General features: G+C 51.0%; 11 protein-coding genes. All 11 read left to right on the top strand.

Annotation, left to right across the window (positions count from 1 at the left end):
- Nucleotides 1–91: 91 nt before the first annotated feature.
- The 11 genes from ACNI23_RS16885 (at nucleotide 92) to ACNI23_RS16835 (ending at nucleotide 11,679) form a co-directional block, all read left to right on the top strand.
- Nucleotides 92–2,368: a pyridine nucleotide-disulfide oxidoreductase/dicluster-binding protein gene (locus ACNI23_RS16885; protein WP_420250449.1), complete on the top strand. Its 2,277-nt coding sequence runs from the start codon at nucleotides 92–94 to the stop codon at nucleotides 2,366–2,368.
- Nucleotides 2,369–2,404: 36 nt separating this feature from the next.
- Nucleotides 2,405–2,620: a DVU_1557 family redox protein gene (locus ACNI23_RS16880; protein ID WP_420250448.1), complete on the top strand. Its 216-nt coding sequence runs from the start codon at nucleotides 2,405–2,407 to the stop codon at nucleotides 2,618–2,620.
- A complete protein-coding gene (gene trsM, locus ACNI23_RS16875; protein ID WP_420250447.1) occupies nucleotides 2,620–3,270 on the top strand; it encodes a DVU_1556 family methyltransferase in 651 nt (216 codons plus the stop codon). Before ACNI23_RS16880 ends, trsM begins: the two co-directional genes overlap by 1 nt.
- 56 nt (nucleotides 3,271–3,326) lie before the next feature.
- A complete protein-coding gene (locus ACNI23_RS16870) occupies nucleotides 3,327–3,791 on the top strand; it encodes a DVU_1555 family C-GCAxxG-C-C protein (protein ID WP_420250446.1) in 465 nt (154 codons plus the stop codon).
- Nucleotides 3,781–5,130 (top strand): radical SAM (seleno)protein TrsS, encoded by a 1,350-nt coding sequence (trsS, locus tag ACNI23_RS16865; protein ID WP_420250445.1) that lies wholly within the window; start codon nucleotides 3,781–3,783, stop codon nucleotides 5,128–5,130. Before ACNI23_RS16870 ends, trsS begins: the two co-directional genes overlap by 11 nt.
- Nucleotides 5,123–6,457 (top strand): DVU_1553 family AMP-dependent CoA ligase, encoded by a 1,335-nt coding sequence (locus ACNI23_RS16860; RefSeq protein WP_420250444.1) that lies wholly within the window; start codon nucleotides 5,123–5,125, stop codon nucleotides 6,455–6,457. Before trsS ends, ACNI23_RS16860 begins: the two co-directional genes overlap by 8 nt.
- Nucleotides 6,454–7,491, top strand: coding sequence for an XdhC family aldehyde oxidoreductase maturation factor (locus ACNI23_RS16855; protein ID WP_420250443.1), 1,038 nt, complete (start codon nucleotides 6,454–6,456; stop codon nucleotides 7,489–7,491). Before ACNI23_RS16860 ends, ACNI23_RS16855 begins: the two co-directional genes overlap by 4 nt.
- A gap of 2 nt (nucleotides 7,492–7,493) precedes the next feature.
- A complete protein-coding gene (locus ACNI23_RS16850; protein WP_420250442.1) occupies nucleotides 7,494–8,630 on the top strand; it encodes a DVU_1551 family NTP transferase in 1,137 nt (378 codons plus the stop codon).
- The gene (locus ACNI23_RS16845; protein ID WP_420250441.1) at nucleotides 8,627–9,247 is read left to right on the top strand and encodes a histidine phosphatase family protein; all 621 of its coding nucleotides are present in this window, start codon (nucleotides 8,627–8,629) and stop codon (nucleotides 9,245–9,247) included. The genes ACNI23_RS16850 and ACNI23_RS16845 overlap by 4 nt, the downstream gene beginning before the upstream one ends.
- Nucleotides 9,248–9,346: 99 nt before the next feature.
- Nucleotides 9,347–10,489: an iron-containing alcohol dehydrogenase gene (locus ACNI23_RS16840; RefSeq protein ID WP_420250440.1), complete on the top strand. Its 1,143-nt coding sequence runs from the start codon at nucleotides 9,347–9,349 to the stop codon at nucleotides 10,487–10,489.
- On the top strand, nucleotides 10,489–11,679 hold the full coding sequence (locus tag ACNI23_RS16835) for a two-component system sensor histidine kinase NtrB (RefSeq protein ID WP_420250439.1): 1,191 nt from the start codon (nucleotides 10,489–10,491) through the stop codon (nucleotides 11,677–11,679). Before ACNI23_RS16840 ends, ACNI23_RS16835 begins: the two co-directional genes overlap by 1 nt.

Raw genomic sequence — 11,679 nt, 5'->3', positions numbered from 1 at the left:
TAATCCGGATTCGGGTGCATGCGCCCGAATCCGGATTTATTTTGCCTCAGGCCGAGACGCATCATAACTTTTTTATCGAGGCTTCGCCGCTATGGATCAAAAAAATTTACGCGACTGGGAAGCTAGGTGTACTCAAGAAGAGCCGCCTAAATGTAAAGCCCGCTGTCCGCTGCATGTGGATGGACGGGAATTTTGCCGTTTATTGGCTGCAGGCCAGATAGACAAGGCTTGGGCAGTGCTCTGCAAGACCATGCCCTTTCCTGCCATAACTGCCCGTATCTGTGACGGAGACTGTCAAAACGACTGTCTGCGTTCTCAAAAAGGCGGCGGTATTGAGCTGGCCGCGATGGAACGATTTGTTGCGGAAAACGCCAAACGCTCACCCATGCTCCGGGCTTTGCCTCCCAAAGGTAAGAATATTGCCGTGTTCGGTGCTTTTCTGCCGGGGCTGGCTGCGGCATGGGATCTCGGCAAAAAGGGATTCACCGTTATTCTCTTCTGCGAAGACAAGTTACAGGGATTAGAGAGTCTCCCGGCGGAACGGGTCAGCAATGAAGTCATTGACAAAGAACTGGCTCAGCTCGGCAAAATGAATGTTTCCTTTGCGGAACACGGCAAGCCCGATCCGCAAACAATCATGGCTGCCTGCGAAAGTTTTGATGCTGTATTCGTCGATCCACTGGCATACAACAGTACACAGCTGGGAATAAGTGAAGTGGACCCCGGGACTTTGCAGACTAGCATTGACTTTCTGTTCGCCGCTCCGGATGCAAGCGGAAAATCTTCCATCGAACTCCTCGCTATAGGTCGCAAGGGCGCGCTTTCCATTGAACGCAAACTCCAAAAGGCATCTCTTACTGCCGGACGCGACCGCGAAGACCCTTTTGAAACAAGGCTTTTCACCAATATCAGCAAAGTTGAAGCTGTCCCCCCGGTAAACGTTCCTGCTGAGGGTTATTCTTCGGAACAGGCCCTTGAAGAAGCTTCCCGCTGTATGCTCTGCGAATGCATGGAGTGCGTTAACAACTGTGCTTATCTGGAAGAATTCAAGAGTTACCCCAAGGCTTATGCCCGCCAGATTTATAACAACGCCTCCATTGTTATGGGCACCCGCATGGCCAACAACCTGATCAATTCCTGCATGCTCTGTGGACTGTGCGAAAAGGTCTGTCCTGAAAATTTCGCCATGCAGGACCTCTGCCTCGAAGCCCGGCAGGATCTTGTAAAGAAAGGACACATGCCGCCTTCGGCTCATGAATTCGCCTTTCGTGATATGGATTTTGCAGATTCCTCAGCCTGTGCACTGATAAGGCACCAGCCGGGAACATCAACAAGCAAGCGACTTTTCTTTCCCGGCTGCCAGCTTAGTGCATCCGACCCCGGAGCCATTGAGCGGACATACGAACACCTTTGTTCTACTTTCGATGGCGGAACCGGGCTTATGCTTCGCTGCTGCGGTGCGCCTGCAGACTGGGCCGGACAGCTGGAGATGTTTGATCGCAAAATGGAATCACTGAAACGGGATTGGGAGTCACTTGGTCGCCCGCAGATTATCGCTGCCTGCCCGTCCTGTATGGAAAGCCTGCATAAGGGATTGCCCGAAGCGGATGTCATTTCCCTTTGGTCAATCCTAAGCTCTGAAGCTGGGCAACTTGATCAGCACCCGGAAGCTGAGCTTTTATCATTACAGGACCCATGTTCAGCGCGCGAAAACCATGAACTGATGAATGATGTACGTTTGCTGCTCAGTAAAATGGATGTCAATTTTGATGAACCGGAGCTTTCCGGTACTCATACCGAATGCTGCGGCTTCGGCGGATTGCTGGCCAATGCCAATGAACCGCTTTCCCGCAAAGTTGCTGAACGCAGGGCCGAAAAACTGGAATATGACGGCATTACATACTGCGCCATGTGTCGCGACATGCTCTCCAAGGCAGGAAAACGCTGCCAGCACATTCTCGACATCCTTTTTTCCGAGGGCAAGGATGATCCGGCCGGACGTATCGCCCCCGGTTACTCTGCACGTCGTGAAAACAGAGTCCGTTTGAAAGAAACCCTGCTCCGCGAAAAATGGAACGAACAGCCCGAACCGCGCAACAACTATGAATCCGTTTCTGTGGATTTCACTGAAGAAGCCACAAAGATGATGGAAGAACGTCGCATCCTTTTATCAGACGTACAAAAAACACTGCACTCTGTGCAGGATTCAAAGCAAGTGCTTGAAAATACAGAAAGCGGACACAAACTGGCACAATTTAGGCCAGTTACAGTAACCTACTGGGTAGAATACGAGATGAAAGACAATACTTATTTGGTCCATCGAGTCTGGTCCCACCGTATGCGGGTACTGGGAATAGGGAAAATATAGAGACCAATTGTTGAATGCGACTCAAGGAGGCAACTAATGAGTACTATGAAAGTTCTGGATGAAGATTTTTCTTCTTGGAAGTGTGCAACATGTGGACATAACTTGCATCCTTCGCCCGTTGAGTTGGAATATCTTGATAGCAGGTTCAATGTAGAATTACCTGCCTGCCCTGATTGCGGATTCGTGCTCATTCCCGAAGAATTGGCACTGGGAAAAATGGCCGAAGTGGAACGGATGCTGGAGGATAAATAATGACTGGGACTCCGCTCTGGGAAAACCCCATCCTTCGCGATGCCGCCGGTGACACCCTGCGCCCGGGGGGATTCACCATCACTGACCGTGCCGTTGATTTGGCTCGGCTCAAATCAGCTGCACGTGTACTTGATGTAGGATGCGGGCTGGGTGCAACGGTTGAGCATCTGCACGAGAAATACGGTTTCAACGCCTTCGGCATGGATTATTCACCGCGCCAGCTTTCCGAAGCACAGGCAGGACTGCCACTGACCCGCGCGGACGGTTCAAATCTGCCTTATGCAGACTCCAGTTTTGAAGCCGTTTTCTGCGAATGTGTACTCTCTCTGATCCCTAATAAGGAAAAGGCTATTCTAGAGTTCAAGCGAGTACTCACAAAGGGTGGCAAATTGATTATCAGCGACCTTTACCAACGCGGAAATGGGCTGGATCAATGCAGTGACGGATCATGCGCAAGTACGCCTCTTTATTTGAAACGCATAGAGCAGATTTTTAAAGAAAACGGGATACAGATAACATCAATCGAAGACTATTCCCGATTGTTGGCTGAGCTGGCAGCAAAGCTGATCTTCGCCGGGGAAAAAAATCCTACCGCAGGGCAGAATTGCTGCGACCGCCCCGGCTATATGTTGTTGATTGCAGAATGTTGAGGCGCCTCGCCGCTGGTATTTACGAATAAATCAAATAAGATTCTCCGGAGTCATACATGACCGATACAGATATTAGAATAATGCAACTTAATGGTGCTGGTTATTGCTGCGCCCAGATAATGATAATTCTCTGCCTTGATAATTTACAGCAGGAAAATCCTGACCTTGTTCGCGCTGCACAGGGATTATGCATGGGCATGGGCGACTGCGCCGGAACCTGCGGCATATTAAACGGCGGTCTTTGCGCACTGGGACTTTACGCTGGCAAAGGCACCGATGTTGAGGCGGCTGAAGACAATTATCCCCTGCTGGTGGAAACTTTCCGTGAATGGTTCAAAGAAAGAGTCAGCACAGAATTCGGCGGTATAAAATGCAACGATATTCTGGGCGGTGAATGCGGATCACCGAGAGCGGACCGCTGTGGAGTTCTGCTCGGTGAAGCTTACGCTCAACTCGTGAACATTTTACTGGAAAACGGATTTGATCCAGCTGTTGGAAGGGATGATTCTGATGGATATTAGTTTTGATGTTGCTGAGACCGAATCCCTTTGTCCGGTTTGCCTTAAAAAAATTTCTGCCCGCAGGGTTACTGAAAACGGTGAAAGCCGCATTGTAAAAGAATGTCCGGAACACGGTAAGTTCAGCACTCCCTTCTGGCGTGGGGAGCCCGCAATTTCCGGCTGGTCACGCCCTAAAATTCCCTCGGCTCCTCCGGTAATGGATACAACTGAAAGTAAGGGCTGTCCTTTTGATTGCGGTCTTTGCCCGGACCACAACCAGCATACCTGCACCACATTGGTGGAAATTACATGGCGTTGCGATTTGAAATGCAAGGTATGCTTTGCCTCAGCAGGCCAAAAAGTTCCGGCTGATCCGACCATCCCTGAACTGGACAATCTGCTGCAAAAAGTCCGTGCCACTGCCGGGGCATGCAACTTACAGCTTTCCGGCGGCGAACCGGCTGTTCGCGACGACCTCCCACGCATTGCCGAACTGGCCAAAAAAAAGGGGTTTCCGTTTGTGCAGGTCAATACAAATGGAGTGCGCGCAGCTCAGGACCCCGGACTGGCCAAACGCTGGGCTGCAGGTGGGGTTGATTCCGCATTCTTGCAATTCGACGGCACAAACGACCATATTTACAAGACCATCAGGGGCCGCAACCTTCTGGAAGAAAAGATAAAAGCAATTGAAAACCTCACTGCGGCGGGGATCGGGGTAGTACTGGTGCCAACAGTTGTTCCCGGAGTGAACGACGATGACATCGGAGAAATCCTGAAGCTGGCTGTTTCATATGCTCCGGGTGTACGCGGAGTACATTTCCAGCCGGTCAGTTATTTCGGGCGCTATCCCGCCCCGCCTTCAGACGATATGCGCATCACCCTGCCCGAGATCATGACCGCCCTTGAAGAACAAAGCGGTCAACTGGTCCACAGGAATGATTTCATGCCCCCGGGCTGTGAACATTCTCTATGCTCCTTCCACGCAAATTATCTGGTAATGGAGGACGGCAGCTTAAAAAAACTTTCCGCTAAGAAGGAAGGCTGCTGCACCCCGAAACCGGCTTCCGAAGGGGCAGATAAATCCAAGGCTTTCGTGCGCCGTCAATGGGCTGCCCCGGAAGAAACCTGCGAGTGTAAAAAACCGCAAGACGACCTTGACCGCTTTTTGAACCGGGCCAAAACACACATTCTAGCCATATCGGGAATGGCATTTCAGGATGCATGGACACTTGACCTTGACCGCTTAAAAGGGTGTTGTATCCATGTAGCCGATCCCAACGGCAGACTGATTCCTTTCTGTGCCTACAATCTTACCGCCATGGACGGCTCCACCTTATACAGGAGGATGATTGATGACTGAACGCCCACTGGGTAAATGGCTCAATCTGCGCATGGGCCGTGATCCCGATATACAACCTGTCTCGTTGCGCGAACTGCAGGAATGGCAGTTTGCGTCATTACGCCAGACACTGTTTCAAGCTGTAAAGAACTGTCCCTTCTACCACGAGCGACTGGCCGGAATTCAAACCGGGGCCGTACACTCTCCTGCGGACCTTGAAAAAATACCCTTCACTACTGCCGACGACCTGCGCAGCGGACCTGAAAATTTTCTCTGTGTCTCACAGGATGAAGTCGCCCGAGCCGTCACCTTAGCCAGTTCCGGTTCCAGCGGGCCACCCAAACGTCTTTTTTTCACCGCAGGAGACCTTGAGCGGACTATCGAATTTTTCCAGTACGGAATGTCCTCCATGCTTAAAGAAGGAGAAACCATTCTGGCCATACTGCCTGACTCCCGGCCCGGAGGAGTAGGTTCACTCTTTGCGGAATCAATTTCTTTACTGGGCGGGGAAACCGTACTCCCGGTTAATCCTTCATATATCAGTACCCTGCTCAATCTGCTGCTCGACAGCCACGCCAGCTGCATCTTAGGTCCGGCTATCCAGATTCACGCTTTGGCCCGGATGCTGGAAAGCAAGGGAATCACCATCAACCATGTCCGCTCGGTGCTGCTCTGCTGGGATGTGCTGCCTCAGACAAGTATGCAGACGATTGCCCGTGTCTTCGGTTGCGAAGTATTTTCCCACTGGGGTATGACTGAAACCTGCCTTGGCGGCGGAGTGGAGTGTCACTCCGGTTCAGGCATGCACCTGCGCGAACCCGATTTCTTTGTGGAAATCATCAACCCGGCTACAGAAAAACAGGTTCCTGACGGACACAAAGGCGAAATAGTAATCAGCACCCTTTCCCGCAGGGCTATGCCGCTTATTCGTTACCGCACAGGGGATGTCGGCTGCATAGTGCCAGATGAATGTTCCTGCGGCCTGCCTTTGCGCAGGCTGGGAGCAGTGGAAGGCAGGCTCGATGACGGCATAATCCTGCCCGGAGGAAGCCGACTGGACTTGGCAGAACTGAACAATATTATCCTTGCCCATAAAGAAATTCTCGATTTCACAGTTGATTATCATACCGATGAACTGTCCCTGTCTTTCAAACTGGATGTACTGCCCGGAGCCAAACCAGGTCCGCAAATAAAACAACTGGTTATGGACTATCCGAAAATCCAGCAGGCTTGTGCCAACCACAATTTGAAAATCTCAGCCAGACTTGCTAATCAGGATGGAACCATTCATTCCGGTTTCGGCAAGCGCTCCATAACAGTAAACCCGATAAAGGCCGGTAACCTATGAAAAAACTTATTTCCAATCTCTGTACTCAGCTTGAGTCCGGCAATGATCTCATTCTGGCTTCAATTGTAAAAAGCTCCGGCTCCACTCCCCGTTCATCGGGTAGCAAAATGCTAGTCATGCGCGACGGCTCCATTGACGGAACCATCGGAGGAGGTCTGGTCGAAGCGCTGGTCCAGAAAGAGGCCGCAAAACTTTTTAATGAACCGGCAAATACGGTATCTTTCCGCGAATTCGACCTCTCCAATGAACTTGCCGCCAATGCGGATATGATCTGCGGCGGTCATGTTGAGGTAATGCTGGAGCACCTTCCTGCGGAAGAGGAAACCATAGCTGTTTTTTCCGCTGTGAATGAGGCTTTGCGCAGTGGCAAGCACTCAGTGCTTTTCACTGTTTCAGAAGATGGATCTATCAAGGAAAGACAGGCCGTACGTCCATGTTGCCAGTTGCCGGAGCTGCAATTTGCAGAGGAAAAAGAAGCAACCAGACTGCTTGAAGCTGCCCTTAAATCCGGCACTCCGGTAATGGAGAAGATTGCAGGATCACTGCTTACCACTGAAGCATTTATTCCTCAGCCGGACCTCTATATTTTCGGTGCCGGACATGTTTCCCGACCCACGGCAGAGCTGGCTTCAGCAGTTAATTTCCGCACTGTGGTCCTTGATGACCGGGCTGATTTCGCTAACAGGGAAAGATTCCCGCAGGCTGCTGAAATCCATGTCCTGCCCGATTTCAAAGATTGCTTTGCCGGGCTGGAAGTTAACGATAATTCATACATAATCATCGTAACCAGAGGTCATTTACACGATAAGACTGTGCTGGGGCAGGCGTTAGCCACCCCTGCCCGCTATGTGGGAATGATCGGCAGTTCCAAAAAACGCAACGCTATATACGATGCCCTGCGCGATGAGGGAGTTGCGCAGAAAGAAATCGACCGTTGCTACTGCCCGATCGGCCTTTCAATAGGAGCACAGACACCTGAAGAAATCGCAGTATCAATTGTAGGAGAATTAATCCAAAAACGTGCCGGGGGTTGAACATGAAAATTTACGGACTGATTCTGGCGGCTGGCTTTTCATCGCGCATGGGCAAGCTGAAAGCACTGCTTCCGTTGGACGGTTGTACTGTTCTTTCACGCTGCATCCGCTCGCTGGTTAACGGCGGTGCTTCCGATGTCTTTGTTGTCACCGGACACAAGGCGGATAAGGTCGGAGCTGAAGCAAGAGTGCTGGGCATGCATGAAATCTTCAACCCGGATTATGCGGAGGGTATGTTTTCGTCGGTCAGAGCCGGAGTTCAAGGGTTACCGGGAGACACCGCTGCATTTCTAGTCCTCCCTGTAGATATCCCGTTGGTGCGTTCCTCAACAATCCGGGCCCTGACCTTTGATTATACATCTGCCCCGACAGACATCATTTATCCCTGTTTCCGTGGCGAACGGGGACACCCCCCTCTGATCAGCGCGAAATTGATTCCGGAAATCCTTGCCCATGACGGAAAAGGAGGATTGCGTGCTGTCCTCGAACGGCATGACCAAAATGCCCGGGAACTCAGCATGCCGGACCTCGGCATCCTACGCGATCTGGACACACCGGAAGATTATGAAAAGGCCCGGGCAATCTCACGCCGCCGCATTCCCCTGCCGGAGGAGTGCGAAGCTCTCTGGGAACTGGCCGACACTCCGCACCAGACCCGTGAACACTGTAAAACCGTAGCCGAAGCAGCCTGCCTCATGGCTGAAGCCTTGAATAAAACCCGCAGCCACCAAAAAATTTTGGATCTGAATGTAGTCAAATGTGCAGCACTAATGCACGACATTGCCAAGCTCAAACGCAACCACGAATCGGCAGGAGCGGCTATTCTCGCAGGGTACGGTTTTTCCGGCATTGCTGATATTGTCGCCGCCCACAGGGACACGGACATAAAACCCGAATCACCGCTTACGGAACAGGAGATAGTATTTCTGGCCGACAAGCTTTTCCAAGGTACCACCCCTGTCTCTCTGGACCAACGTTATGGAAAAACCCTCGAAAGATGGAAAGATGACCACGAAGCCGTAACCGCAATTACCGGCAGACTTTCGCGAGCCAAAGACCTGCTCCAAAGATATGAACAGGAAGCGGGCATCAACATTCTCTGCCACCTGCCCCGATTGATGACCAAGGAACTTGTATGATTGTTCTCATCCGCCACGGTGAGATTGAAGGCGGAAAGGGCCGTGCTGTGGGTCAGATTGACCTGCATCTTTCAGAAAACGGATTTACTCAGGCAGCGCAACTGGCTGATTCCTTAGACACCTTCCACCCCCGGCGTATCTATTGCAGTCCCCTGAGCAGAACAGTTCAGACTGTATCATTTATTGAAAAGCGATGTTCGCAAAAGGCGATTCATGTCCCTGAAATCAAAGAGATCAATCTTGGAGAATGGGATGGAGTAGACTTTACTGAACTGAAAGCAAGGTATCCACAGGACTACCAAAAGCGCGGAGAGGACATAGCCGGTTTCCGCGCTCCGGGCGGGGAAAACTTCAATGATCTAAAGAACCGGGTCAGCTCTTTTCTGGAAAGCATTGATGACAAAACTCCGGTAATTGTGGTCACCCATGCCGGAGTAATCAGAACAATTATGCATATTGTACTGGGCTTCCCGCTGGACAATATTTTCAGGATGAAACCGGACTACTGCCATGCGACAGTTATCGCCCGAAATAAAGGAGGTTTCAACTTACTGGCTTATAATCTGCCGCCCACTTCGGGGCTGGGCGACCAGCTACTTACACTGATGCCGGATTAAGGTCGATTACCCTGACCTTGACTTATTTCCCATGCAGGCAGACAATCAAACAATGCAATAATTATATAGAGATAGACATAATTTAAGAAGAGGAAATATATGCAGGTAACCAAATTCGCCATACCGGAAGTAATTTTCGGAAACGGCAGCATCACCTATCTGGCTTCATGCGCCCAAAGACTGGGAGCCAAACGGGTCCTGCTGGTCAGTGATAAAGGATTGGAAGAATCCGGCTGGGTAAGAATCATCATCAATCTTCTTAAAGCCGCCAATCTGGACTGCATATATTTCGACGGCCTGACTGCCAACCCGCGAGCCTGCCAGATTCAACAGGGAGCACAGCTTTACCGTGACAACAAGGCCGATGTCATTATCGGACTGGGCGGAGGCAGCCCCATCGACGCGTCCAAGGGCATTGCCACTATCGTCAGCAACGGCGGAGAAATTCACGACTACGAAGGTGCCAACCGCATCAGCCGTCCCCTGCCACCCATGATCCTTATACCGACAACCGCAGGAAGCGGTTCTGATGTTTCGCAATACGCCATCATCACCGATAAGAAGCGTAAGGTGAAGATGGCCATCATCAGCCGTTCACTGGTTCCCAATATTTCCATCATCGACCCTGACCTGCTGGTGACCAAACCCCGCGAGCTCATCCTCGCCTCGGCAGTGGATGCTTTGGCCCATGCCATTGAATCGTATGTTTCCCGGCTGGCTTCCCCTTTCACTGAATCACAGGCCCTGACGGCTATCAGGCTCATTGCCGGAAACATCAAGACGGCTGCAAACTCCAAAGATTCTGAAGCATTGAAGAACCTCTCCATTGCCAGCACCGCTGCAGGCATGTCCTTCAGTAATGCGGGACTGGGGGTCGGACATTCTCTGGCCCACTCACTCGGAGGACGTTACGATGTTACTCATGGCTTAACCTTGCCAATCCTGCTCCCTTCTGTAGTACGCTTCAATAAACATTGCGCTGAAAGGAAAATGGAGACCATTGCCCGGACTATCAACAATAGTTGTCCGGCCCCGATGAAGCAAAAGAAACGGGACCTGAGTACGATATTGCAATCCATGTTCGAGGAATTGGGAATTCCCATGCGCTTACGCGACATTGTACCGGACAATGACCAGATGGAAGAAATCTGCCGTCTTGCGGCTAGAGATGCCTGCACAGTAACCAACCCGCGGGAAGCTGACTGTCAAGAATTGATGTCTATATGTGCGGAGGCTTGGTAATGAGTAACAAGACAGCACTGCACGACCTGATAGGCATCGAACATCACAAGCTTAATTTTTTTCAGGAACTTCAGCAGAATATACAAGAACTGAAGGGAATCAACCGCGAATCCGAAGATCAGCGCTGTGAGATTGCGGCCATCCTCGACGGCATAACCGATGTTATGATGGTTCTTTCCGAAGACTTGGAAATCATCTCTGTAAACCGTGTTTTTGAACAGCTTTTTCCCGGTCTCAATCCCATTGGCAAGAAATGCTACACCCTGTTCAGGGAAAGCGGACAAGCCTGCCCGGAATGTCCGGCTTTCAAATCCTTATCCACCAACTCGGTCTGCAAGGATACGGCGATATTTCGCATTGACGGCAAAAACCTGCAATTCGACATGGTAGCCTCTCCGCTTAAAACTCCCGGCACCGAGGAAGACCGCATCCTCATCTTCAAGCGCGATGTAACCATGGAAAAGGAATATCAGGCTAAATTTTATCAGGCTGAGAAAATGGCAACTATCGGTGTTCTTGCAGCCGGGGTAGCCCATGAAATAAACAACCCCATGGCTGCTGTGGCCGGATTTGCCGAAGGCATCCAGCGCAGGCTGACCCGGCTGGATGACAAAATCCCCGATGAACTTGCAGAAGATCTTTACGACTACACCAACACAATCCTCAAAGAGTGTCTGCGTTGTCAGGACATCGTCAAGACCCTGCTTTCTTTCAGCCGTCCGGTAGCCTCGGAATTCATACCTGTGGATATTAATCAGGTTGCAGAAGATACCCTGCGCCTGCTGGACCACCAGTTCCGGCGCTACCAGAAGATGGAGCTTGATGTTAAACTGGCTTCTCCCATGCAATCCATACTCGGCAATGAGGCACAGCTCAAACAGGTTCTTCTCAACCTGCTGACCAATGCGGTTGATGCCATTGAGCATAACGGTAAAATCAACATTGAAACATTCGTTGAAAACAAACACGTAGGAGTCCGTGTCAGCGACTCCGGCTGCGGCATCCCCGAAGCAAGCCGTGGTCTGCTCTTTGAACCTTTCTTCACCACCAAACAGGTTGGCAAGGGAATCGGAATCGGGCTATCCACCTGTTACAACATCGTACGCGAACACAACGGCGAAATCATAGTAGACAGTGAAGAGGGCAAAGGGTCCTGCTTTACGGTACTTTTCCCACTGCAGAGAGATTAA

The organism is Maridesulfovibrio pacificus (SeqCode) (assembly GCF_048612815.1).
Classification (GTDB): domain Bacteria; phylum Desulfobacterota; class Desulfovibrionia; order Desulfovibrionales; family Desulfovibrionaceae; genus Maridesulfovibrio; species Maridesulfovibrio pacificus.
Note: the sequence above shows the minus strand (reverse complement) of the source record. Positions and strands in the feature narration are given on the sequence as shown.